Annotated in this window: 17 protein-coding genes and 1 riboswitch; of the genes, 9 read left to right on the top strand and 8 right to left on the bottom strand. The window is 55.6% G+C overall.

Annotated elements, in window-relative coordinates:
• Position 1: 1 nt before the first annotated feature.
• From FRD01_RS19740 to FRD01_RS19760, 5 genes are all read right to left on the bottom strand, one after another.
• Positions 2-631 carry a cob(I)yrinic acid a,c-diamide adenosyltransferase gene (locus FRD01_RS19740; RefSeq protein ID WP_146962659.1) on the bottom strand — a complete coding sequence of 210 codons (630 nt, stop codon included), beginning with the start codon at positions 629-631 and terminating at the stop codon, positions 2-4.
• Between the two features lie 14 nt (positions 632-645).
• Entirely contained in the window at positions 646-1,785 is a 1,140-nt protein-coding gene (locus tag FRD01_RS19745; protein WP_146962660.1) for an NHL repeat-containing protein, read from the bottom strand.
• On the bottom strand, positions 1,782-3,707 hold the full coding sequence (locus FRD01_RS19750) for a TonB-dependent receptor (protein WP_146962661.1): 1,926 nt from the start codon (positions 3,705-3,707) through the stop codon (positions 1,782-1,784). The genes FRD01_RS19745 and FRD01_RS19750 overlap by 4 nt, the downstream gene beginning before the upstream one ends.
• A 55-nt stretch (positions 3,708-3,762) precedes the next feature.
• Positions 3,763-3,890: riboswitch (cobalamin riboswitch) on the bottom strand.
• 59 nt (positions 3,891-3,949) lie between these two features.
• On the bottom strand, positions 3,950-4,465 hold the full coding sequence (locus FRD01_RS19755; RefSeq protein ID WP_146962662.1) for a hypothetical protein: 516 nt from the start codon (positions 4,463-4,465) through the stop codon (positions 3,950-3,952).
• Positions 4,456-6,480: a PKD domain-containing protein gene (locus FRD01_RS19760; protein WP_146962663.1), complete on the bottom strand. Its 2,025-nt coding sequence runs from the start codon at positions 6,478-6,480 to the stop codon at positions 4,456-4,458. Before FRD01_RS19760 ends, FRD01_RS19755 begins: the two co-directional genes overlap by 10 nt.
• 69 nt (positions 6,481-6,549) lie before the next feature.
• Between FRD01_RS19760 and FRD01_RS19765 the strand changes: the two genes are divergently transcribed.
• From FRD01_RS19765 to FRD01_RS19790, 6 genes are all read left to right on the top strand, one after another.
• Positions 6,550-7,782 carry a DUF1015 domain-containing protein gene (locus FRD01_RS19765; RefSeq protein ID WP_146962664.1) on the top strand — a complete coding sequence of 411 codons (1,233 nt, stop codon included), beginning with the start codon at positions 6,550-6,552 and terminating at the stop codon, positions 7,780-7,782.
• 59 nt (positions 7,783-7,841) lie between these two features.
• A complete protein-coding gene (locus FRD01_RS19770; RefSeq protein ID WP_146962665.1) occupies positions 7,842-8,693 on the top strand; it encodes a WGR domain-containing protein in 852 nt (283 codons plus the stop codon).
• Between the two features lie 49 nt (positions 8,694-8,742).
• Positions 8,743-9,390: a MarR family transcriptional regulator gene (locus tag FRD01_RS19775; protein ID WP_249755767.1), complete on the top strand. Its 648-nt coding sequence runs from the start codon at positions 8,743-8,745 to the stop codon at positions 9,388-9,390.
• Position 9,391: 1 nt separating this feature from the next.
• The gene (locus tag FRD01_RS19780; RefSeq protein WP_146962667.1) at positions 9,392-9,610 is read left to right on the top strand and encodes a hypothetical protein; all 219 of its coding nucleotides are present in this window, start codon (positions 9,392-9,394) and stop codon (positions 9,608-9,610) included.
• 132 nt (positions 9,611-9,742) lie between these two features.
• Positions 9,743-12,430, top strand: a complete 2,688-nt coding sequence (locus FRD01_RS19785; RefSeq protein ID WP_146962668.1) for a thrombospondin type 3 repeat-containing protein — start codon at positions 9,743-9,745, stop codon at positions 12,428-12,430.
• Complete coding sequence (locus FRD01_RS19790; RefSeq protein WP_146962669.1) at positions 12,430-13,227, top strand: alpha/beta hydrolase; 798 nt, start codon at positions 12,430-12,432, stop codon at positions 13,225-13,227. Before FRD01_RS19785 ends, FRD01_RS19790 begins: the two co-directional genes overlap by 1 nt.
• Here FRD01_RS19790 and FRD01_RS19795 read toward each other — a convergent pair.
• The 3 genes from FRD01_RS19795 to rpsD form a co-directional block, all read right to left on the bottom strand.
• A complete protein-coding gene (locus FRD01_RS19795) occupies positions 13,184-14,224 on the bottom strand; it encodes a tRNA-queuosine alpha-mannosyltransferase domain-containing protein (protein WP_146962670.1) in 1,041 nt (346 codons plus the stop codon). The two genes, FRD01_RS19790 and FRD01_RS19795, sit on opposite strands and share 44 nt — an antisense overlap.
• Positions 14,221-14,568, bottom strand: a complete 348-nt coding sequence (locus FRD01_RS24485) for a hypothetical protein (RefSeq protein ID WP_249755768.1) — start codon at positions 14,566-14,568, stop codon at positions 14,221-14,223. Before FRD01_RS24485 ends, FRD01_RS19795 begins: the two co-directional genes overlap by 4 nt.
• A 71-nt stretch (positions 14,569-14,639) precedes the next feature.
• Positions 14,640-15,248, bottom strand: a complete 609-nt coding sequence (rpsD, locus tag FRD01_RS19805; protein ID WP_146962671.1) for a 30S ribosomal protein S4 — start codon at positions 15,246-15,248, stop codon at positions 14,640-14,642.
• Between the two features lie 162 nt (positions 15,249-15,410).
• Here rpsD and FRD01_RS19810 point away from each other — a divergent pair, with 162 nt between their 5' ends.
• The 3 genes from FRD01_RS19810 (at position 15,411) to rpoC (ending at position 24,771) form a co-directional block, all read left to right on the top strand.
• The gene (locus FRD01_RS19810) at positions 15,411-15,950 is read left to right on the top strand and encodes a hypothetical protein (RefSeq protein WP_146962672.1); all 540 of its coding nucleotides are present in this window, start codon (positions 15,411-15,413) and stop codon (positions 15,948-15,950) included.
• Positions 15,951-16,295: 345 nt separating this feature from the next.
• On the top strand, positions 16,296-20,507 hold the full coding sequence (gene rpoB, locus FRD01_RS19815; protein WP_249755769.1) for a DNA-directed RNA polymerase subunit beta: 4,212 nt from the start codon (positions 16,296-16,298) through the stop codon (positions 20,505-20,507).
• A 97-nt stretch (positions 20,508-20,604) separates the two neighbouring features.
• A complete protein-coding gene (gene rpoC / locus FRD01_RS19820; RefSeq protein ID WP_489667393.1) occupies positions 20,605-24,771 on the top strand; it encodes a DNA-directed RNA polymerase subunit beta' in 4,167 nt (1,388 codons plus the stop codon).
• The last annotated feature ends 1 nt before the right edge of the window (position 24,772 follow it).

The following is a 24,772-nucleotide window of genomic DNA, read 5'->3' on the forward strand; positions in this document are numbered from 1 at the left end:
CTTACTCACGAGCGCTCGATGCCTGGTTCGGTTGCCATAGAACTTCGTCCTTGGCAGCCTTTACGGTCACCCAACGGCTCCAGACAAAGAACGCATCACTCAGGCGGTTCAGATACGCGATGGCCAACTCGTCCACGCTTTCGTGCTCCTGAAGGGCTACAGCATGTCTCTCCGCACGCCTGCAGATGGTGCGGCACTGGTGGAGCTCGGCGTTCGCGCGCGTGCCTCCGGGCAACACAAAAGACCTTAGGGCTGGAAGCGACTCGTTATGATGGTCAATACTCTCCTCCAACGCCTTGATATCGCGCTCAGTGACCCTCGGCATATACTCGCCGACGTCCTCCGGAAGAGTGGCCAAAATGGAGCCCAGATTGAAGAGTTCGTGTTGCACGCGCAAAAGAGTCTCGCTCAACGCCTGAAACTCAGGGTCCGAGGCGTACTCCTCCAACGACACACGGACTGCGCCCACAAATGAGTTGAGCTCGTCCACCGTGCCGTAGGTTTCAATTCGCATGGAGCTCTTGGGGACCTTTTGACCACCCACCAATCGCGTTTTGCCGGCATCTCCCGCCCTTGTGTACACACGGTTGATGGCGAGTTGCGGGTCTTTAAATGATTTCTTGTCGCTCACGGATTCTCCCTGGTCTAGTTCTGACTCGGCCGGAATTTTACACGTCCAAGTCGATTTGAAAGGCTCAGTAAGTAGTATGCGTCTACGCCACCTTCTGGTGCGTCAACCACCTGAATCATGTGCGGTCCTTCCAGTAGCGACGACCGCCCAACCTTCACCGGTTCTGCCAATACCTCGTCACATCGCGTATCGACTCGCCAGATTTCATCCGTGTTGAAGGCCGTCACATAGAGCATGCCGTCTGGACCTGCGCTGATATGATGAAGTGTATCCTCTTCCGATTCATAAAGCACGATGGGGTCTTCGGGGCCGCGAACCCAGGTCAAGGTCTCGAGGTCCAGCTTGTAGATCTCTGGCGCGGTCGCCGATGTGAAATAGAGATACTTGGAGCCGGGTGGCTGTGCTGGACGGCTCAGGGCGCCGCTCCGCTGTGGCGAGGGCACCGGGAATTCCACGGTACGCATCGTGCCGTCACTGGCGATGACGTCTACCGCTCCGGACGAGGTGGCCATCGCTTTGCGATCCACAAACTGTACGGCTCCCGTGGATGTGAGCACCAAAACTTCCTCATCACCGAGCTGAAACACATCTGCAAATTGTGTGTTCAAGAACGCCATCTCGATGACTTCTTCTTCGTCGGTCTCAAGGTTGCGCTTGACCACGGTGGATGGCCCAAATCCCTGTGAGGGACTGATATAGTTGACGTCCGTCACCCAGAGATGCCCCGCGAACTCAGCCACTCCAGATGGGTTCCTAAAGGATGGTGCGGCCCACGCGTCAACATTCTCTCCGCCTTGGGTAATCTGCGAGACCGTGCGCCCGATGTAGTTTGTGACCCAGACCACCCCAGAACCCACGAACAAATCATAAGGGTTTTGATCGTTTCCGAGGTCTGCAAACGGCGAGTACTGCTCGAGCTCGATATCCCAGGTAGAAATGGTGTTGTCGCGGCTCTCTACCACATAGAGCCAGCCGTCTTTGTGGTGCAGCGCGTTGGACGCAAGCCCGGTAACGTGAAGTTCCTCTGCCGCCCAATAGCCCAGGTTTTGGGCGCCACACGTTTCTTCGGATTGGGTGAAGGAAGGCGCCCCGGAATCCGAAGAACAACCCGCGATTAAGCTCGCGAACAACACTATATTTAGGCTTCTTTTCATAGTGCCCCCTCGGTGCTGATTTGGGCAGAAACGAAGATCGTCCGGCCGGGAAGGGGCGCCTGTAAAGAATCGGTGAGGTCGCGTCGATCGAAGAGATTTAGACCACGCGCCCTTAGGCTCAGCCAGGCGTTTGGGGACCAAGCAAGGCCAGCGTCCATGGTCGCGAATGCGGGGGCTTTGATGCTGCCAAAGGTGTCAAGGTTGGTCTCTGAGCGCCCGCTCAGGCCCGCGTTCAGACTCGCTTTTTGGGTCCCGGGAATCCATTGGTCGAGCCGCAATCTGGCTCCTACTCGGCCCGAAAAATCAGGCTGATGAGGCACCTGATCGGACGTCTCGGCAAGCTCCGCACGCGTCCATGTTCCGCTGAGCTCCAGGTCAACCGGTTTTGCCAGAGTCCAATCAAGCCGAGCCTCAAGGCCATAGGCGCGGGTGGGGTCGATATTCTGAGCTTCGGTGACCGCGGAGGTGATCGGAAGAAAGAGGATCATGTCCTCGGTGTTGTTTTGGAAGAACGTTAGGCCCGCCTGGATGGTCTCGAAGGCTACCTCGGCACCGATATCCCACACGAGCGCGCGCTCGGGCTCCAAATCTGGGTTTCCGCGAATACTCTCGAGGTTCAGAAAGAGCTCGTCAAAGTCCGGTCTTCGTAAAGTGCGGGCGACATTGCCCACCAAACGAAATCCTTCGGTGGGTATCAAGGCTGCGCCAAAGGCTGGCAAAAATGCGCTGACACCACCGTCCCCTTGGGAGATGTTGGCACGTATCGCGCCGGTAAATTCTAGCCAATGAGTCGGCATGTAGTGTGCCAAGGTTGACGTCTCGGCGAGGCTTCTAGAACGCTCAAGACTAGATCTGATCTCACCTGATTCTTCACCTTGGTACGATTCGTGCCGAAACCTAACGCTCAGGTCAACTTTCCATGGAGACTCAAGATCTGAAGAATAAACGGCGGCATTTAGCGTGCCGCCACTGCTCCAGAAGTCGCTATCGGTCTGAAGGATGCCTCCGCCGGAAAAGGCGTCCGGGTTCAGATACCTGTTTTGCCTTAACTGAACGTCGAGTGATTCCTCTAAATCCAGTGAGAAGTAGGTGTTTTTGATCACGTTGAGTTGTTTGGCATTTAGCGTGCCAAGACCAAACGCGTCTTCGACGCGGGCATCCGAAAAACTCTCTTGGAATTCAGCAGGTCCAGCACTCCCTCGCTCGGTGCCCGAGAACCTGATGGATGCCCCTACGTGTCTGACATTGGAAAACGCATGGCTGGCCGTGAGCGCCGCTCCGAGCGCGCGGTGGTCGTTGTTGATCCGTCGGTGCTCTTGCCCCTGAGCGTCAACGAAGTCGTAATCACCCTCAGATGCCCGTGTTTGAGCCGAAAAGCTGACCTGACTCTTGGTGCCAGCTAGCCATGCGCCGGCTTGTAGACCCATGGTTTGATTCGACCCGCCGAGTGCGCCTACATGGCTTCCCCAGCCTGGCGAATGCCGAGTCTGAGTCCTGAAATCGAGCGTGCCGTTGAGGCCTGTGGCCCCGGCCGAGATGCCTGCTGCACCGCGATAGATATCCGCCGATACTACGCCCGGTAAGAGTAGGGTGCCGAGGTCGGTTCCCACGCCGAAGGGCACATCCAGAGGTACGGAGTCGATGGAAACCGCGACCTGACGCGGGCTAGAGCCGCGCACGAGTACGTAGGCCGGTTGGCCAAGTCCTCCATGGGATCTGATTTCTACGCCGGATTCTCGCTCGAGTTCTTCCTGTGAATCCCCGTCTAAAAAACTATCGCGAAGGTCAACCTTGGACGTCACACCCGTCGGATGTATCGGCGCGCTCGCCCGCGTTTCCACACGATGCTCCTGTGCCGCAAGGAACTTGGGCACAAGCACGGTAGCGGCCACCAAAAGGCCTATATGAGCGGAACGTTTCAAAATGCGACCTCGCTCTCTTCTCGCGAAGAGCGTTGTCAATGTGGTGCGTTCGCTCGGATATCCTGACTTGCGAATAGGGCATTGGGCCTGCGTCCTAGCCGCCTTCCCTCGTTAGAAGTGGCGTCTGGCTAGTACTCATCGCTTACAGTGGCGCGACCGTCCCGGATTTGCACCGGGTTCCCCGCGCGAACGTCTGCAACATGTCATAAGGGGAGGGCAAGTACAAGTACAAGCGGGCTGCTTCAAAAGACATCTGACACGGAGAGAGCCCGCGTCGAGAGTCCCATCTGAGCCGCATATTCCCAATCGACGTCCACACCACGGACCACCAACACGGCACTTGCACCCATTTTTCTGGATGAATCGAAGAAGGTCGCAGGAAAGTAGGACTCGCCGCTACGCCTCGGAACGCGATGGCCGAGCTCAATGCCTCCGGGTCTCTTGGCTTCCAACGTGTAGTAGAATCCATGGCCCATGTCTTCATCGAGCCCAATCAGCTCAACTCCAGCTCCCCGCAACACATCCGTCGTTCGTTCAACTTCAGCAGGTTTCCAGCTTGCTGAGTTCAACACGAGCCCTCGAATTCCAGCGGAAGCAAAGGACGGCAAGATGTACTCGGTTGATGGGGTGATCGGCGTACTCAGCGCTGCGTAACCGACGCCTTTGCGAATACGTTGCACCCACTCCACGCCGATCCAAGGATTGATCGTCTGCTCATCAAACTTCAGCTCGCCTAGGAAATAGTGGGTCAAGGGCATGTATCAAAGGCCTCGTTCTGCGCCCCGGGCGTACCGAGGTCAGACTTGCCGCCGGCTGTGACGTACACAGTACTTCCCTCGCACCAGGCGCTTGCTGAGTCGTTCAAAACCTCATCGATTTGGGAGCGTTTCAGCGCCTTTGTGGCGCCGGCCGTGTTTGACCAACCGTTTGACTCATCGAACGCAACCTGAGCTATTTCATTGCCATTGCAGGTGATGATGATTTCGTCGTCTGAGTTGGCGAGGAGGAAATTGGCGTAGACGTAATCAGGCGTAAAGCCCGGAGACGTTGAACGTGCCAGCGTTTTATACGCGCCGGGCCCAATCACGAGGTCTTCGGAAATGGTATGGGTGTCAATGCCAAGGTCCTCGATCACGCAATTGCTCAAACTCCACGTGGAATTCGTGGGATTATGAATTTCAAACCATTCACCAACCGTGTCTGAGAGTGCGTCCGGGTCGTTCATAAACTCCGTGATCACCACATCGCCTTCTGCGGCAGGCTGAGGCATTCCGGGCGCTTGAGCACTCACGACCAGCGAATCTGGAGCGCTATCTACCGAGCCATCGTTTACGATGAGCTGGATCACGTAAGAACCTTCAAGGTCGGCCGTAAACGTAGGCATGGCCGCACTGGTATTGGAGAGCGCTGCGGCCGATCCTTGGGGCTTGGACCCGATGCTCCACCGGTAGACTAAGGTGTCTTGGTCGGGGTCGGTGCTCAGCGTTCCGTCGAGCTGAACCACGGAGCCGGCGAGCACCGATTGGTCAGAACCTGCTGCAGCGACGGGGGCGCGGTTAGACTGTGTGGCGCTGATAGTGACGGTAGACGGGCTACTCTCCAGAGAACCGTCCGAGACCACCAATTGAACGGAATAGTCGGCTTCCACATCCGGCACAAACCGTGCCGAGGCTGTGGTCTTATCGAAAAGCTCCGATTGGCTCGCCCCGGGCTTACTTACCCAGGACCAGACGTACGTGAGGGTGTCGTCGTTCGCATCAAAAGACGCGCTGCTATCAAGAACCACCTCTTGCCCAAGAGCGACCTGCCGATTTTGACCCGCATCTGCAACGGGCCGAATATTCTCGGTTGATGCCGTGATGATGACCGTATCCGGATTGCTCTCCGACTGACCGTCCTGAACCTTGAGGCTCAGCTCGTAGGTACCGTCTACATCCGCATTAAACGTAGGGTTGACGATATCCGTCTCGCTCAGCGCCGCTGCGGACCCAGCAGGCTTGGAAACCATCTCCCAAACGTAAACGAGCGGGTCTGAATCAGCATCATAGGAAGCGATTCCGCTAAGCTGCACGCGCGACCCCGTCGCCACCTCCTGATCCGCACCGGCGTTGGCGATGGGCGGGGTATTGTCCAAGAACGCCCGAATCTCAACCGTCGCCTGAGTGCTCGTGGCAATACCATCGCGGACTCTGAGCTCTACCGTGTAGGTACCGGCACGGTCCGCCACAAAACTCGGTCGCGGAATGGACGGCGAGTTAAGCTCGGCGGTGCTGCCCGGCGGTCGGGTGACGATACTCCACGCAAAACTAAGTGGGTCGGCATCGGGGTCGGAACTCCGTGTGCCATCGAGCTGAACAATCTGGCCCACCTGCACGTTTTGAGCATTCCCCGCATCGGCCACGGGAGGGCGGTTCGAGCTCGTTGGATCAAGCTCCACCTTGATCAGCACAAAATCAGGTTCAGAATCGATTTTGCCGTCGTGCACAGTCAAGGTAGCTTCGTAAACACCAGCTAGATCAGGCACAAAATTGACGTCCATACTGGCGGTCGCGTTGAGCCGAGCCTGCGAGCCCTCGGGCCCGATCAAACTCCACCTAAATGTCAGCGGGTCCATCTCCCGGTCCCACGAGCCTTCACCGCTCAAGAATACGGTCTGGCCAAGCTCAATGGTTTGATCCGGCCCCGCGTTCGCCAAGGGCTCGCGGTTCGTATCCACCGGAGTCTCAGCCTCCGCACAGCCCACCAAAAATACGAAAACGAGTAAGTATCGCATGGCCGGGGAAGCTAGCTGAGATCGTTAAATTACGCTACCCTTCGCTCGCCCAGACCTCAGGAGTCACGCATGGTAGATATACGTCCGTTTCGAGCACTTCGCCCTAAGAAAGACCTCGCAAAAGCAGTGGCAGCGCCGCCTTACGATGTTTTGGATTCGTCAGAAGCCCGGACTCTCGTGGCCTCAAACCCGCATTCATTTCTTCACGTCACGAAGTCAGAAGTTGATCTACCTGAAGGCACCCATCTCTACTCCGATCAGGTCTACGCTCAGGCTCGCCAGAACCTCGCCAATATGATCGATGAAGGTGTGCTCGCCTTTGACCAGAATGAGACGTTCTACGTCTACCGGCAGCGCATGGATGGTCGCGAACAGACAGGTATTGTGGCCGGGACGAGTGTCGCCGAGTACAACGAAGGCATCATCAAAAAGCACGAGAAGACGCGCCAGGGAAAAGAGGATGATCGCACTCGCCATATCCTCGAAACCGGCGCCAACACTGGGCCTGTCTTTATGACGTATCGCGCGAGTACAGCGATCGATGAGATTGTAGACAACGTCTGTGCCGCTGAGCCCGACGTGGATTTTGTAGCCGACGATCAGATCGCGCACACGATTTGGGTGATCAAAGATGAGTCCAAAGTCAATGCCCTGCAAAGCGCCTTTGAGAAGGTCCCCGCACTCTATATCGCGGACGGACATCATCGAAGCGCTTCCGCGGCTCGCGTAGCGCAAATCAAGCGCGATCAGAATCTGGCGCACACAGGTGATGAGCCCTACAACTACTTTATGTCGGTGATCTTCCCGGACTCTCAACTCCGAATCCTCGACTACAATCGCCTCGTTAAGGATCTCAACGGCCTGAGCCCGGAAGACTTTCTGACCAAGCTCGGTGCCGAGTTCGAGGTGGAGAAGATCCAAAAGGCGCGCCCAGCTGAGAAGTACGAATTCACCATGTTCTTGGGCGACCAGTGGTATCGCCTACGCCTGAAAAACGCCGTGGATACTACGGACCCTGTCGCATCACTCGATGTCTCCATCCTTCAAGATCGCGTGCTCGCTCCCATCCTTGGCATCGGCGACCCACGGCTTGACGAGCGCATGGACTTTGTTGGCGGCATCCGGGGGATGGATGAGCTCGAGCGCCGCGTGAAGGACGGCATGGCCGTCGCGTTCGCCGTCTTCCCTGCCTCCATGGACGAGCTGCTCAACATCGCGGATGCATCCGAAATCATGCCCCCAAAGTCCACCTGGTTTGAACCAAAACTTAGGTCAGGCCTCATCATCCGCACGATTGAGTAGAAGACGATCACAAATTCATTAACTGCGAACGCATTGATTTTCAAAAGGGAGTGAGAACTATGTCTCTGAGCTATTCGAAGTATCTGGTTTCAACGAGCACATCGGGCGGAAAGTACTGGGAAGTTGAGGTCGAGGGGACCGATGTACGTATCCGCTACGGGAAGTTGGGCGCTGAACGTCCTTGGTCCACAAAGTCTTATGAGACCGAGGAGAAGGCGATAAAGGAAGCCGAGAAGACGGCGAATAGCAAACTTCGAAAAGGGTATTCCGAGGCTCCTCGGCCCTCAGAGATCAGCGATGAGTCGGTCGATCTCAGCAAAACTCCTCTGCGCGGGGTATTCTACTTCCGCGCCCTGGACCGCTATCCGGGAGGAAATGCGGATATGTTCACAATCAAGATCACGGTGGACATGTCTCCGGGCGAAGATCCCAAAATCAAAGCGGCCAGGCATAGCAATTGGGACGGCGAGCACTTCACCACCACCGAAACTGAATTTGAGATGCCGGGGCTTAAGGAGAACACGGCCAAACTGATAGGAGCAGCTCAGTCCCTGACTGACGCGGGGCAGCGCGAAGGTGACTTCATCATCGACGAGCCCCGCTACGACGACGAAGAATACGACACCGAATGGAGCTTCCTCGAGTTTACACTCTATAAAAACGAATCCGCTTCCGAGAGCAAAGATCCGGTCTTGTTGAAGGTCGTACAACGAGCCATTCCCAAGGCTCCTAAAGTCAGCCCGCCAGACGAGACCTTCGCGGCATTCATCGAGGCGGTCCACACCCTTTGTGGAATCGGCCGAGTTGAGAACACCTCGGAATCAGGTGATGCTTTTTCTGCGGCCTTCAGCAAGTCCTCTGAAAACATATCTCATGGGTACAAAGACGGCGAGATACCCCTCTATCTCTGAAGAAATTGGAGTCAGTGAGAGCTCCGGAAACTCGAATGAGTTTAAGCGCGTGGGAAGACCTTCTAATGTGTTTGCGGCCAAGAGTTCTCGGATTGCTCGCCATCTTTTGCAACATCCTAGCGACTCATTCCTCCAGGTTGAACTGGCCGACGCGACGGGTCTAGATCCGGGCTACACCAGTAAAATTGTCCATCGCCTCGAAGAACTCAGGCTCATCTCGCGCAATGAAAACGATGAAGTCAAAGTTCGTGACCCGGACTTGTTGCTTGATGCCTGGAGAGAGAAATACGACTTCTCCATGCATCGCATCATCAAGGGCACGGTGGCTGCTAACAATAGTCGCGATCTCGCGCTCGCGCTTCAGGAGCGACTTCGCGAGTATCCGGGGGAATACGCCGCCACAGGGTTGACCGCCTCGTGGTTCATGGACAAATTCGCGACTCACCGAATCGTGACGTTCTTTGTGGAAAAGCCGACGAAGGCCATGTTGTCAGCGCTCAGGTTTCACGAAGGCGAGAAGGGCGCAAATGTGTGGTTGGTCTTGCCTAAGGATGAGGGCGTGTTTCAAGGGAAGAAGATGGTGAATGGTCTGATGTGCGTCCACCCAGTACAAGCCTATTTGGACGTGTTGCAGCATCCCGAAAGAGGACCAGAAGCCGCAGATTCCTTGCGCGAATCTCAACTTAAATGGACATGATATGCCTCATCCTCCATTACACGCAGCCGACTACACGCCAGATGACCTAGAGCTCGTGAGAGCTGGCTGCCTTGAAGTTGCCACGAGCTTGGGCGACCTGATGAAACAGGTGGTGCCACGCTTGGAATTCATCGCCTTTGAACGACCTTTCCAAGATCAAGGCGAGATCGACGAGTTCCAGCAGCTCATCGAACAATCCAACGTTCTCTTCCTCGAATAGCCGAAATTCATTTGAAGCAGGGGCGGATTCTCGCTAATACTCGTGGCGCTCTAAAATTTCGCGAGACCCTTATAAATTGGGCGTTTAACCAAATTTTGGTCTCGTGAGTCGCGATGTATTGAGAGGTTTGAAATGTTGAATAAGAAGCTATTGATTCTTGGAATGTTGGTGTTCTGGAACGCCGGTTGCTCCGGTTGTGATGATACCGCGACGGGCGGCGCCGGTATTGGCGAAGCTTGCGTGTTAGAAGAAGATTGCGCCGAAGGTCTGGTCTGTACGGATGGCCTGTGCGCTGAGCCTAACACCGAACCACGAGACACCGATAGAGACGGTATCCCCGACTCCGAAGACAATTGCCCAGACATTCCAAATCCTCTTCAGGAAGATAGCGACAATAACGGCATCGGCGACGCGTGTGAGCCTCCGAGCGGAGATGACCGCGACGGTGACGGCGTGCGTGACAGCGAGGATAACTGCCCCGATGAGCCGAACCCAAGCCAGTCAGACGTCGATGGTGACGGCATCGGCGACGCCTGCGACCCCGACGCTGACGACGACGGCACCCTCAACGAAGACGATAACTGCCCGCTCGTTCCAAACCCCGGCCAGGAAGACCAAGACGGTGATGGCCAGGGCGACGTGTGTGATGACTCGGATGGCGACGGCGTGCTCGACAACGAAGACAACTGCCCCGATGTCTCCAACCCAAATCAGAGTGACCAAGATGGAGACGGCATCGGCGATGCCTGTGACGATGACCGCGACGGAGACGGCGTCATCAACACCAATGATAATTGTCCGGACGTTGAAAATCCCGAACAAGAGGATACCGACGAAGATGGCGTAGGCGATGCTTGCGACCCCGACACCACACGTCGCGAAGGCCGACCTTTCGACGATACCTGTATCTACGGGGCACCGATCGGTGTCTTTGAGCCAGAGTTGAAATGGTCGCTTGGAATTGGTGCCAATGACCCCTATCCAGACCGCACTCAGGTGATGATGACGCCGGTTGTGGCGAACCTCACAGACGATGACGCAGACGGCGTGATCGGCACGCGGGACACGCCGGACATCATTTACGGAACCTTCTCGACCTTCGTGAAGGCTAGCCACGACGATTTGCGCCGAGGCGTGTTGCGCGCGGCTTCGGGAGACGGCACGGGCCTTCTCTGGAGCGTTGGTGCCGACGAGCTCGGTATCGGTTCGGGTGGCGGCATCAATCCGGGCGGCAACATCGCAGTAGGCGATATCGATAACGATGGGTTCGTCGAGATTATCGCGAGTGTGTGGTCGGATACGGCCGAAACCGGTGGTCTCGTGGCCGTTTCTCATGACGGCCAAGTCCTTTGGATGACCTCGTATTCAAGGAATGGCCTGCTCCAACCTCGGCAGTTCAAGTCGTGGTGGGGTGGACCTTCCATCGCGGACCTGGATGGAGACGGAAATCCCGAAATCATCATGGGCGCGACCGTCTTCACCAACACGGGCGATCTCAAGTGGGATGCGGCGACTTCCGCCACGCTCACCGGACCGATGGGCGAGGGCATCAACTGGCCGAATGGCGACTCCACACGAACCACCTATACAGGACCACTCAGCGTGGTGGCCGATCTGGACGGTGTAACGGACCCAACTCTCAACCGAAAGACCCAGGAAGTTGTGACCGGCCGAACGGCATACAAGCATGACGGCACGGTGCTCTGGGAAGCTGATGCTAATCTTCCTGATGGCTTCCCAGCGATCGGTGACTTTAATGGGGACGGCAATCCTGAGGTGGTTGTGGCTGCAAACGGCGATATCCGCATCCACGATGGTTTGACCGGAGCCGTAGTTTGGGGCCCGGTTGACCTTGAGGCTGGCCGCCTTGGCGCGCCTACCGTGGCCGACCTTACAGGCGATGGGAATCCAGAGATCGGTGTAGCCGGTCAACGTGAATTCTTCGCCCTGACCGTAAACCTCAACACGCCTAACCCTACGCTCAATCAGGCAGTACTCTGGTCGAACGTGACCCAGGACGCCTCGAGCTCCATGACGGGATCATCGGTCTTCGACTTCGAGGGCGATGGCAAGGCCGAGCTGGTCTACAACGATGAGCTCTACCTGCGCGTCTACGACGGCACCACTGGCGACGTGCTCTTTGAGCAGCCAAACACCTCGTACACCGCGGTCGAATACCCGATCATCGTCGACGTCAACAATGACGGCGCCGCGAATATCGTGGTGGGTACGAACGATTTCGAGTGTGATGACGTGCTCCCTTGCCCGAAAGGATTCTCGGGAATCCGAGTCTTCGGAGACGATAATGACAATTGGGTCTCCACTCGCCGCATCTGGAATCAGCACAGCTATCACATCAACAATGTCAACGAGGACGGAAGTATCCCGTCCCAAGAGACATCAAGCTGGGTTGATCACAATACCTACCGCTTGAATCGGCAGACCGAACTCGACCCTCAGGCTGCTCCAGATCTCATTTTGGAAGAACCACAGGGACTCTTTGACGCATGTACGGGCACGCTCACAACATGGGTGACCAACGCGGGTGCGGTACGCGTGGGTGCAGGGCTTCCTGTCAGCTTCTACGGCGATGATGGCTCCGGCCAGCAATACCTCGGACAAGCCTTGACTCAGCTTCCGATGGAGCCCGGCGATTCGGAGCGAGTTCGCCTCAACGTGACTCTGACCAACGCGGGCCCTTGGGCGTTCTTTGCCGTGGCGGATGACCTCATGGGCGCTGGGGCCCCGGGCACTCAGAACGAGTGTAATGAGGACAACAACCAGATTCTGGTGCCTGCCGTCACGGATTGTCAGCCCTAATGCCAGAATTTTCCTGGGTTGAGCGCCATGCTTTCGAGTTCAGGCAAACGGACTCGAAGCCGAACACGTGTTTCGTGCTCTTGCACGGATTTGCGGGTTCGCCGGCTGAGATGCGCCCGCTCGGTGAAGCACTTTTTGCGAAGGGTTACGACGCGGTGGGACCGGCCCTTCTGGGTCACGGAATCAATCCAGAGGCCCTGAACCTCGTGCATTGGCAAGATTGGGTGGAAGCCGCGCGGGATTTCCTGCACGAAGAGCGCGAGCGATATCCTACGGTGGTGTTGATCGGTCTAAGCATGGGAGCCCTCGTCTCGTCTATCATCGTGTCGTCCTCTGAGCCCCAGGAGTTGCCGGATGCTCTGGTTCTTCTGGCTCCAGCGCTAAAAGCCCGCGACGAGCGTCTGAAATGGGCGCGCTGGATGAAGTACGTGCTTCCCTGGTTCCCAGAGACGGTGCGTCCTCAAGCGGGCCTGACCAGCAAAGACGGCTGGAAACGCCTCTGGCATTACGAAAAACGCCCCGTGCATGCCCTGGCCGAGCTCTACTACATTCAGGAATTCGCAAAGACCATTCTCAGCAAGGTCCATAAGCCCGTGCTTGTGGTGCATGGCATGAAAGACCTGACGGTGCCTGAGAGCTCGGCTAGAGACGTTTACGAGGGCCTGGCGTCGCGGCAGAAGGAGATTCTTTGGTTGGAGAAATCCGGTCATTGCCTGACCGCCGATGTGGAGCTCGATCTCCTCGTCTCCGAGATTATCGAGTTTCTCGGGCGAGCACTTCCTTCCATTGAGAAATGACCGTGGGCCAATGATAGGGGCTCAGGTCATAGGTGGGGTAGGGGGCGCCTAAGGCTCTTTCTATCGCTTCTGCAAGAGCCACGGATTCACTGGAGCCGGGAGAGTAGAGATCTTCATCGTGGATGTACTCTGGGTAGGCGAGCCTTGCAGGCGCCACAGGACGCGCTCCTGCTTCAATGGCCTCGAGCATGGCCACACCCTGAAATTCGTGGATTGCGGAACTCACCACAACACCGGCCGTGCGTAGACTTTCCACGTACTCATCACGAGTCGAGTAGCCAAAATGCTTTAGCCGATCACCAAACTTTGCCTGGGCTTCGCTGAAAACATCGGGGCTCGTCCGGAAGGCCTCTCCATGAATGGAGAGGTCGAAGTCAACGCCGCGTTCAGCCAAGACTTCAACGGCCTCAAAGAATACCTCAGGAGCCTTGTCCCACTCCCAACGATGGTTCCAGACGACGCGCCGTTCCCGCTCGGTTTGGGCTTCAGCCAAAGGCTCTATGCCAACCGGAATTACCTCGGAACGCTTGATGGAATCTCGCAGAAGACTCAGGTCCACCGCGTCAGGCTTCTTCTCGAAGAAGCGCTCAACCCCATCCAACAAAGAGTCCCTATTGTAATTCGAGTTAAAGATATTCACGCTCGCCGATGCCAACGTGTAGACTTCCTTCATTAGGATGAAGGCATCCACATCCCGCGGGTAGGCAAACTGATTCTCATGCCAGTACACAATCGTCGGGATTTCGCGCAATTCCGGCACAATCCCTCTTAGTGTCGCGAGGTCGAGCACACTGGTCGTGATCAACACGTCCCATGACTCGGCGAGCAAGTCGGAAAAAGTCGTTTTGATTTGCCAGGGGGCCGTGCCAATGCGCCACGCCCAAGCACGCGGAGGCAGAACGATCTGGTGGAGCTCAATGTCCAGGTACTTCTCGAGTCCGTTTCGCCAAGCTCGGTGGCTTCCGGCGTCGTAGGCTGAGATCAGGAGTGCCTTCATGGGGTTGGAGTCGACTCTTCCTCGGTAGGCTTGTCTTCCACCGGCTTGTCTTCCACTGGCTTGTCTTCCACTGGCTTGTCTTCCACCGGCTTGTCGGCGGGTTCGGCTTCCTCGGATTCCGTACCTTCAGTCTCAGATTCCGGCTTAGTCTCAGGCCCAGGCGCGGGTGGTGTCTCGACTTCCTTTCGACTCGTAGCGTAGATGATCCCGCTATCCTCTGATTCCAAGGCTGCGCGGGTATTCTTGGCCGAACGTTCCGCGAGGCTCTCTCCACTCTCGACTTCTTTTTGAGTGCCTGTGGTGCAACCACCGACAAAGATAAGTAGAAGAATCAGGAATTTCATAGGTCACCAAACACAAAAAAGCGGTGGAGTTATCCACCGCTTTATAAACGAAAAGTCTCTTTATGCGAAGATCAGAGTCGTGGTGAGTAGTACTCGACCACGAGCTGCTCGTCGACTTCCAAAGGCACGTCTTCACGGTCTGGAAGTTGAGTCATTTTGCCAGTAAGGGTCTTCTGGTCGAACTCAAGGTACGAAGGAAGACGAAGAACTGGGTTTGCGACTGACTCAGAAACGATCTGAAGCTGGCGGCTCTTCGGACGAACCGAGATGTTCGAGCCGACCTGAACGCGGTAGCTTGGACGGTCAACTTTCTTGCCGTCGACAAGGATGTGGCGGTGAACCACAAGCTGGCGTGCAGCAGGAATTGAAGGAGCGAGTCCAAGGCGGAAGATCACGTTGTCCAAACGCTGCTCGAGCAAACGAAGGAGAACAAGACCAGCTGGATCTTTAGAGCGTCGAGCATCGGTGAAGATGTTGCGAAGCTGCTTCTCGCTGATACCGTAGTTGAAACGCAGTTTCTGCTTTTCGTAGAGCTGCTTCTTGAACTCGCTGAACTTCTGGCGTCCCTGTCCGTGCTGTCCTGGAGGATAAGCGCGATCTGACATTTTTCGTGTGAGACCAGGAAGGTCAGTGCCAAGGCGGCGAGTGATGCGAAGTCGTGGTCCTCTGTAGCGTGCCATAGATATTCTGCTCGATTCGTGTTGCCGTAAGTTGGGCTTCAGTTCACATTCAATAAAAGCTAGCGCCGCAGCGCCGAGCCCATAGGGGGCGAGAACATAGCAGAAAAAAAACAGGCGGCAACCGCTTTTTTGAGGACTTTGCAAAAATGATCGAGAAAGACCATGAATGAACTCGAAGAGCTCCTTATAATAGGCACCCGTACGCCATTGAGCGAATCTTTCGCACGACTGGCCGTGGCCTACGGTTTAGAGCCGATCTGGGTGTTTGAACGAGCTCCGGTCGAATTTGAGCCATGGCATCATGCGATCACCTGGGAGGGAAATCCATCCAGTTTCGCCAGGAAATCCAACTCTCCTCTCATTGCCGTAGTGTTTGATGATGCTCAAGCCAGTGATTTTAAGGCCGATCGCTGGGTCTTTGTGAGAACTCCGCCTTTTGCCGGAATTTTGCACGCCACTACCGACGAGTCCGAGTTCGGGTTTGTAGAAATTCATACCGGCCTTCTTCACGAAAATGATCCCCTACAAGCCGAGGAAGAGTTGTCTAAACAAGTCTCCGAAGCCACTAACCACGTGGCTATCGCCGCAATGGCAACCCTCAGGTGTGCCCTCGAATATGAGCGTAAGGGTGTGATCACCCCCGAAGACGTATCGGTGATCGGCGATGCCATGATGCTTCAATCCACGGGGAGAAGTTCGTAGGTTTTGAGTTTCTTTAAAAACGGTTTGACAATCCGGGCGAATTTTGCTTTCTTTCTGCACCTTCAAATCCGGTGCCATGTTGGCCCAGATTTTGAATAGTGGTTGATGTTAAGGGTGTCGAGGCAGTGCCAGGGCAAAGTAAGGCTGGAAATCCAGGAGGGGCACGACCTGTCGCGCCACTCCTTGCAGTTTAACGAAAATAAATGATTCAGACAGGGTTGCTCTACCGGGTCACAGGTTGAACCGGGGAGGGGCCCTTCTTGCGTTCTGTTTCTGGTGCCAATTCCCGCCTTTGTGGCTGAGAGCGTGTGCGCGAAAAGATATCGCGACAGTTAAGGAGACATGATGGTTCAAGCGATTAAGTCGAACTTCCGAGCCCGCAAAAACTACGGGACCATCCGAAAAGTGGTGGATATCCCGAATCTGATCGATATTCAGAAGAAGTCCTATGACGACTTTCTTCAGAAGGATATCGAGCCGGACGATCGACAGCTTGTCGGGTTGCAAGCCGTTTTTAAGGACATCTTTCCGATTCATGGGATCCATGAGACGGCTACACTCGATTTCGTAAGCTACGAAATCCAGAAGCCGAAGTACGATATCCGTGAGTGTATCGCTCGCGGCATGACCTACCAGGCGCCAGTACGCGTACTGGTTCGTCTCGTGATCTGGGACATCGACCCAGACACCGGCGCAAAGTCACTTCTCGACCTCAAAGAGAAGGAAGTCTTCTTCGGTGAAATCCCGCTGATGACCGACTCCGGTACCTTTATTATCAATGGTACTGAGCGCGTGATCGTGTCGCAGTTGCACCGCTCACCCGGTACATTCTTCGACCACGACAAAGGAAAGAGCCACTCCTCGGGTAAATTGCTTTACTCGGCGCGTATCATTCCTTACCGCGGCTCATGGCTCGATTTCGAGTTCGACGCGAAAGATATTCTGCACGTCCGAATTGACCGCAAGCGCAAGATGCCTGCGACCATTCTGTTGCGCGCGCTCGGATACTCGACCGAAGAACTCCTTGGTATCTACTACCAAACCGAGACCATCTACATCGACGGTGGCGACTACTTTAAGAGTGTGGATTTCGACATCCTCAACGGTCAGGTCGCCTCGATGGACGTGCTCGACGAAGACGGAAACTTCCTCGTCAAGAAGGGCAAGAAGTTCACGCGTAGCGCCGTCAGGAAGATCCTCAAAGCCGGTCAAGATCGTGTTCCGATCTCCACCGAAGAGCTCTTCGGTAAAGTCGCATCGGAAGACGTCTTCGACATGAACACCGGTGAGGTGATCGTCGAGTCGAACGAAGAGATCACCGAGTCCAAACTCAAAGATCTTGAAACTCGCGGTATCAGCGAGTTCAAAGTGCTCTTCATCGATAACTTGAACTCCGGTCCGTACCTGCGAAACACCTTGACCGCAGATAAGATCGAGAGCCCCGAAGAGGCGATCCTCGAGATTTACCAGCGACTTCGTCCTGGAGATCCACCGATCGCTGATCAGGCGCAAAACCTCTTCGACGGACTCTTCTTCAACCCTGACCGATACGACCTTTCAAAGGTCGGTCGTCTCAAGTTGAACTACAAGTTCCACCACGAAGTCGTAGAGCCGCTTGAAACACGCGAAAAAGAGATCAAGAAAGAGCTCGAGAGCGCCAAAGGTAAGTCACGCGACAACCTTGAGAAGGAGCTCGCTGAAATCGAAGAGAAGCTCGAGCCATGGCGCATTCAGACGCTTCGCGAAGAGGATATCATCGAGACCGTGCGCTACCTGATCGAGCTTCGAAACGGTCGCGGCACCATCGACGATATCGACCACCTCGGAAACCGACGTGTTCGTACCGTGGGTGAGCTCCTCGAGAACCAGTTCCGCATCGGACTCGTTCGCATGGAGCGCAGCATCCGTGAGCGTATGCTCTCGCACGAAATCAACATGGTGACCCCTGACGAGCTTATCAACCACAAGCCTGTCAGCGCCGTGATCAAAGAGTACTTCGGCTCAAGCCAGCTCTCGCAGTTCATGGACCAGACCAACCCATTGTCGGAAGTGACGCACAAGCGTCGTCTTTCGGCGCTTGGACCCGGAGGTCTGACCCGTGATCGCGCTGGCTTCGAAGTTCGCGACGTTCACGTCACTCACTACGGCCGTATCTGTCCTATCGAGACGCCTGAGGGTCCGAACATCGGCCTTATCGCCTCGTTGTCGACCTATGCGCGTATCAACGAGTACGGCTTCATCGAGACCCCTTACCGCGCTGTGGTGGGTGGGAAAGTTACCGATAAGGTGCGCTTCTACTCGGCTCTCGAAGAGCAAACCCACGTGATCGCTCAGGCGAACGCACCGATCGATGATGAAGGTAACTTCCTCAACGAGTTGGTAGCAGCCCGTGAGGCAGGCGACCCGACCATGGCTACGCCTGAGCGCGTAACCCTCATGGACGTTAGCCCGAACCAGCTTGTGTCTGTTGGTGCAGGCCTCATTCCGTTCCTCGAGAACGATGACGCAAACCGCGCGTTGATGGGCTCGAACATGCAGCGTCAGGCTGTTCCTCTCTTGCGCTCCAACTCACCGCTTGTCGGTACCGGCCTTGAGCGCGATGTCGCCCGTGATTCGGGTGTGACCATCGTCGCCAAGCAATCGGGTTGGGTCGAGAGCGTTGACGCTGAGCGTATCGTGGTGCGTCCTGAGCAAGGAACCGACGATCTCTTTGTGAAGCCTGATATCTACAAGCTTACGAAGTTCTCGCGCTCCAACCAGGCAACCTGCATCAACCAGAAGCCAATCATCGATGTTGGCGATTGGGTTGAGAAGGGCGAAATCCTCGCTGATGGTCCTTCGACCGAGCGCGGCGAGCTCGCTCTTGGTCAAAACGTCATCGTGGCCTTCATGCCATGGGGCGGATACAACTTCGAGGACTCGATTCTTTTGAGTGAGCGCCTCGTTCAAGACGATGTTTACACGTCGGTTCACATCGAAGAATTCGAGTGTGTGGCGCGTGAAACCAAGCTTGGCGCCGAAGAGATCACCCGTGATATCCCCAATGTGGGTGAAGAAGGACTCGCGAACCTCGATGAGTCCGGAATCGTTCGCATCGGCGCTGAGGTCAAGTACGACGACATCCTCGTGGGTAAGATTACTCCGAAGGGTGAGACTACGCTTTCGCCAGAAGAGAAGCTCCTCCGAGCGATCTTCGGTGAGAAAGCTGGTGACGTTCGTGACACCTCGCTCAGAATGCCTCCAGGCACGCAGGGCACCGTCATCGGCGCTAAAGTCTTCGCTCGCGAAGATGTGGCCAAAGACGACCGTGCAACTGAGATTGAAAACGCTGAAGAGAAGAAGCTTCTCAAAGACCAGAACGACGAGATCCGAATTCTTCGTGATGCTGCGTATCGAAAGATGCTCGCGTTGCTCGAAGGCAAGAAGGTCAAAGTCAATCTTGTGGACGAGGCAAACAGCGTTCTTCTCAAAGAAGGCACCAAGATCTCCGAGAAAGTTCTCGAAGATGTTCCTCGCCGCTACTGGGCCGATATCGTCGTCGACGACGAGACTTCGGACAAGCTGATGAGCATCCTCGCCGATGTTGAGGACCAGATTCTCATCATCCGTATGAACTACGGCGACAAAATCGAGAAATTGCGCACCGCTGACGACCTCTCACCAGGCGTCATCAAGATGGTTAAGGTTTATGTGGCCATCAAGCGTAAGATTCAGGTCGGCGATAAGATGGCCGGTCGCCACGGTAACAAAGGTGTGATCAGCCGCATCCTTCCAATGGAAGACCTTCCTTACCTTGAGGATGGTACTCCTGTGGATGTGGTTCTCAACCCGCTCGGTGTTCCAAGCCGTATGAACGTGGGTCAGATCCTCGAGACGCACCTTGGTTGGGCGGCTCGAAACCTCGGGCGCCGAATTGGTGAGATGCTCGAAGAAGCTCAGAAGCCTGAAAACCTTCGCAAGTGGCTCCTCGACATCTTCCACAACGACGACCACCAGGCGATCATCAAGTCCTTGGACGACGACGGTTTGCTCGAGTACGCCAAGACCTGCACCAAAGGCGTGCACATGGCGACTCCGGTGTTCGACGGTGCCCCAGAGAAGACCATCCGTGAATTCCTCGCGAAGTCGGGTGTTTCTTCAACGGGTCAAAGTGTGCTCTTCGACGGTAGGACTGGAGAGGCGTTTGATAACGATGTGACCGTCGGAATCATGTACGTGCTCAAGTTGCACCACCTTGTCGACGATAAGATCCACGCTCGTTCGATTGGACCGTACAGCCTCGTCACGCAGCAACCGCTCGGTGGTAAGGCTCAGTTCGGTGGTCAGCGACTCGGTGAGATGGAGGTCTGGGCAATTGAGGCGTACGGCGCAGCCTACACGCTTCAGGAATTCCTGACCGTTAAGTCTGACGACGTTCAAGGTCGTACTCGAATCTATGAGTCGATCGTCAAAGGTGATTTCACCCTTGATCCGGGCTTGCCAGAGAGCTTCAACGTGTTGATCAAAGAGCTTCACTCGTTGTGCTTGAACGTAGAGCTGCTTGAGAATGTCGCCTGAAGCTGATTGAAGAATCGGGCAAGGTAATTTTAGTGAATCGAGCCGGCAGAGCGCCGGCGATATATAGCGAGGGCGAGAGAGACGCCCACCGGAGGTTATTTTGAGTAAGGACATTTTCAGCTTCTTCGAGAAACAGAAAGATCCTCTCAGCTTTTCAGCAATCCGCATCGGTATTGCTAGCCCCGAGAAGATTCGTGAGTGGTCTCACGGCGAGGTAAAGAAGCCAGAGACCATCAACTACAGAACGCATAAGCCTGAGCGAGACGGACTCTTCTGCGCGAAGATCTTCGGACCCGTAAAAGACTACGAGTGCATCTGTGGAAAATATAAGCGCATGAAGCACCGCGGTGTGGTGTGTGAGCGTTGTGGTGTTGAGGTTATTCAGGCGAAGGTTCGCCGCGAGCGCCTCGGCCATATCAACCTTGCGACCCCTGTGGCGCATATCTGGTTCCTGAAGAGCTTGCCTTCACGTATCGGAAACCTTCTCGACATCACGCTCAAAGACCTTGAGAAAGTTCTCTACTGCGTGGCCTATATCGTGACCGACCCAGGCTTGACTCCCTTTGAGAAGGGCGAGGTCATCACTGAGGCTCGTTATATCGAGGCTATGAACGAGTATGGAAACACCTTCGCTGCGGGCATGGGCGCTGAGGCCATCAAAGTCCTTCTGGACGATATGGATATCGACCTGATCGCGACTGAGCTTCGTGCTGAGATGAAGGAAGCCACAAGCGAGGCCAAGCGTAAGAGAATCTCCAAGCGCTTGAAGATCGTTGAGGCGATTCGCGATTCCGGAAATAACCCACAATGGTTGATTCTGGACGTGATCCCAGTTCTTCCTCCAGACCTTCGTCCGTTGGTCTGGTTGGAAGGTGGCCGTTTTGCGACGTCTGACTTGAACGACCTCTACCGTCGTGTGATCAACCGCAACAACCGTCTCAAGAAGTTGCTTGAGCTTCACGCTCCAGAAATCATCATCCGTAACGAGAAGCGTATGCTTCAAGAAGCGGTGGATGCCCTCTTCGACAACGGTCGTCGTGGAAAGTCCATCCAGGGTGCGAACCGTCGTCCGCTCAAGTCCCTCTCGGACATGATCAAGGGTAAGCAAGGTCGCTTCCGTCAGAACCTTCTCGGAAAGCGCGTTGACTACTCCGGTCGTTCCGTGATCGTGGCTGGTCCACAGCTCAAGCTGCACCAGTGCGGTCTTCCAAAGAAGATGGCTCTCGAGCTCTACAAGCCGTTCATCTACAACAAGCTTGAGGAGCGTGGCTACGTCACGACCATCAAGTCTGCCAAGAAGATGGTTGAGAAAGAGCGTCCAGAAGTGTGGGATATCCTCGACGAAGTGATCAAAGAGCACCCGGTTATGCTTAACCGTGCTCCGACGCTTCACCGTCTCGGTATTCAGGCGTTCGAGCCACTCTTGGTCGAAGGCAAAGCTATCCAGATTCACCCGCTCGTGTGTGCGGCGTACAACGCCGACTTCGACGGTGACCAGATGGCTGTTCACCTTCCGCTTTCACTCGAAGCCCAGATGGAGACACGCGTTCTTCTTCTGAGCACGAACAATATCCTTTCACCGGCACACGGTGGTCCGGTCATCGGACCTACTCAGGATATCGTTCTCGGTTGCTACTACATGACACGCGATCGTCCTTTTGTTCCCGGTGAATACCGCGAGAACGAGAAAGGCGAGGCGATTGCTGGTGTCTACGCAAGCCGCGACGAAGTGCGTATGGCGTACGATGCGGGCGCTCTTCACCTTCAGGCGAAGATCAAAGTCCGTATCGACGGCGAGCTCGTGGATTCGACCACAGGTCGCGTTCTGCTCGCAGACGTGGTGCCTGAGGGCATTCCATTCAGCCTCGTGAACAACGTCATGGGTAAGAAGGCCCTCGGCCAGCTTATCGACGCCTGCTTCCGTATGGTTGGAAACAAAGCCACCGTGCTCTTGGCCGACGCCATCCGTGCCACCGGCTACGAGCAGTCCACACGCGCTGGTATCTCGATTTCGGTCAACGACATGGTCATCCCACCGACAAAGTGGGAGATCGTGGACAAGGCTCGTGCCGAGGTTGCCGAGATCGAAGAGCAGTACGGCGAGGGCTTCATCACTGACGGTGAGCGATACAACAAGGTTGTGGACATCTGGGCCAACACCACTGAGGACATCGCTTCGCAGATGTCGAAAGAGATTTCGACTCAGAAGTACGTGGATCCGAAGACCGGCGAAGTCAAAGAAGACAAGTCGTTCAACTCGGTCTTCATCATGGCCGACTCCGGTGCTCGTGGTTCTGCTCAGCAGATGCGCCAGCTCTCCGGTATGCGTGGTCTGATGGCCAAGCCGTCCGGTGAGATCATCGAGACTCCGATTACGGCTAACTTCCGTGAAGGTCTGACCGTTCTCGAGTACTTCATCTCGACACACGGTGCGCGTAAAGGTCTTGCGGATACCGCCTTGAAGACGGCTAACTCGGGTTATCTGACGCGTCGTCTCGTGGACGTTGCCAACGACTGTGTAGTTCGAGAAATCGATTGTGGCACGCTTGACGGTGTGGACATGACTGCTCACTTCGAAGGTGGTGAGATCATCGAGTCACTCAAGGATCGTATCCTTGGTCGTGTTGCTCTTGAGCCCGTCTGGGATAGCGATGACAACATTCTTGTCGACGCCAACCAAGAGATCGACGAGGACATCGCTGACACCATCGAGGATGCAGGTATCGAGAAAGTGCGAATTCGCTCGACTCTCACCTGTTCTACCTTGGACGGTGTGTGTGCCCTTTGTTACGGCCGTGACCTCGCACGTGGCCGTATGGTCAACGTCGGTGAGGCCGTCGGTACAATCGCTGCTCAGTCGATCGGTGAGCCAGGTACTCAGTTGACCATGCGTACGTTCCACATCGGTGGTGTTTCGTCTCTTCGTGTTGAGCAATCTTCACATGAGGCACGCACAGCCGGTACGGTTCGTCTCGAAAACGTCAAGTTCGTCGAGCGCGAAGAACTCGGTAAGAAGTCTCTTATCGTGATGACTCGTAACGGCGAGATTGTGATTCAGGACGATGCGGGTCGTGAGCGTGAGCGCTACCCACTGGTCTACGGTGCTCGTCTTTACTTCAAAGACGGCGACAAGATTGCTGCTGGCAATCTCATCGCTGAGTGGGAACCGTTCGCAACACCTGTCATCACTGACCAGGCTGGTATCGTGAAGTTCGACGATCTCTTCGAAGGCATCTCCATGGAGGAGCGCTTCGACGAGAACACCGGTCTTTCACGTAAGGTGATCACCGAAAGCCGCGACACGAGCCTTCGTCCTCGAATCGTGATCCGCGAAAACAAGAAAGGTGGAAAGCAGCTCAATGCCTTCTTCCTCCCTGTTGGCGCTCAGATCTTCGTTCAAGAGGGTCAGGAACTCGAAGTTGGTACCATCCTCGCCAAGATTCCTCGTGAAACCACGAAGAACAAGGACATCACCGGTGGTCTTCCACGTGTTGCCGAGCTCTTCGAGGCACGTAAGCCAAAAGAGCACGCCATCATCTCGGAAATCGACGGTGTGGTGACGTTCGGCAAGGAAACCAAAGGCAAGCGTACGGTTGTCGTTACACCTGAAATCGGTGACGCGCGTTCGTACCAGATTCCGAAGGGCAAGCACATCACCGTGCTCGAAGGCGACCACGTGCGACGTGGTGAAGCCCTCATGGAAGGCTCCGAGAACCCACACGATATTCTTCGTGTACGTGGTCGCAAAGAGCTCTCCAAGTACATGGTGGACGAGATCCAAGAGGTTTACCGACTCCAAGGTGTGCGTATCAACGATAAGCACATCGAGATCATCGTGCGTCAGATGCTCCGCAAGGTCCGCATCGTAGACGTGGGTGACTCCGACTTCTTGGCCGATGAGTCGGTCGAGCGTTCGGTGGTGGAAGAAGTGAACTTGCGCCTTCAGAACCAGGGCTTGCGCCGTGCGGTTTGGGATGACTTGTTGCTCGGAATCACGAAAGCCTCGCTTTCGACCGAGTCGTTCATCTCGGCGTCTTCGTTCCAAGAGACCACCAAGGTGCTCACCGAGGCTTCGCTCTCGAGCAAAGTCGACCACCTGCGCGGACTCAAAGAGAACGTCATCACGGGTCGTCTTATCCCAGCTGGTACCGGTGCTCCGGTCTACCAGAAGCTCAAGCACAAGGTCATCGAGCCTGAGGAGCTTCCAGACGATATCGTACGTAAGTACGGCAATATCGATGAAGAGCTCGCCGCAGGTGAGTAAG

Origin of the sequence: Microvenator marinus (assembly GCF_007993755.1) — a bacterium.
In the GTDB taxonomy this organism is placed as follows: Bacteria; Myxococcota_A; Bradymonadia; order Bradymonadales; family Bradymonadaceae; genus Allomicrovenator; species Allomicrovenator marinus.

Coding starts and splice junctions, on each gene's coding strand:
- FRD01_RS19745 (WP_146962660.1), bottom strand. CDS start 1,785: ATGAAAAGAAGCCTAAATATAGTGTTGTTCGCGAGCTTAATCGCGGGT.
- FRD01_RS19755 (WP_146962662.1), bottom strand. CDS start 4,465: ATGCCCTTGACCCACTATTTCCTAGGCGAGCTGAAGTTTGATGAGCAG.
- FRD01_RS19760 (WP_146962663.1), bottom strand. CDS start 6,480: ATGCGATACTTACTCGTTTTCGTATTTTTGGTGGGCTGTGCGGAGGCT.
- FRD01_RS19765 (WP_146962664.1), top strand. CDS start 6,550: ATGGTAGATATACGTCCGTTTCGAGCACTTCGCCCTAAGAAAGACCTC.
- FRD01_RS19770 (WP_146962665.1), top strand. CDS start 7,842: ATGTCTCTGAGCTATTCGAAGTATCTGGTTTCAACGAGCACATCGGGC.
- FRD01_RS19780 (WP_146962667.1), top strand. CDS start 9,392: ATGCCTCATCCTCCATTACACGCAGCCGACTACACGCCAGATGACCTA.
- FRD01_RS19785 (WP_146962668.1), top strand. CDS start 9,743: ATGTTGAATAAGAAGCTATTGATTCTTGGAATGTTGGTGTTCTGGAAC.
- FRD01_RS19790 (WP_146962669.1), top strand. CDS start 12,430: ATGCCAGAATTTTCCTGGGTTGAGCGCCATGCTTTCGAGTTCAGGCAA.
- FRD01_RS19795 (WP_146962670.1), bottom strand. CDS start 14,224: ATGAAGGCACTCCTGATCTCAGCCTACGACGCCGGAAGCCACCGAGCT.
- FRD01_RS24485 (WP_249755768.1), bottom strand. CDS start 14,568: ATGAAATTCCTGATTCTTCTACTTATCTTTGTCGGTGGTTGCACCACA.
- rpsD (WP_146962671.1), bottom strand. CDS start 15,248: ATGGCACGCTACAGAGGACCACGACTTCGCATCACTCGCCGCCTTGGC.
- FRD01_RS19810 (WP_146962672.1), top strand. CDS start 15,411: ATGAATGAACTCGAAGAGCTCCTTATAATAGGCACCCGTACGCCATTG.
- rpoB (WP_249755769.1), top strand. CDS start 16,296: ATGGTTCAAGCGATTAAGTCGAACTTCCGAGCCCGCAAAAACTACGGG.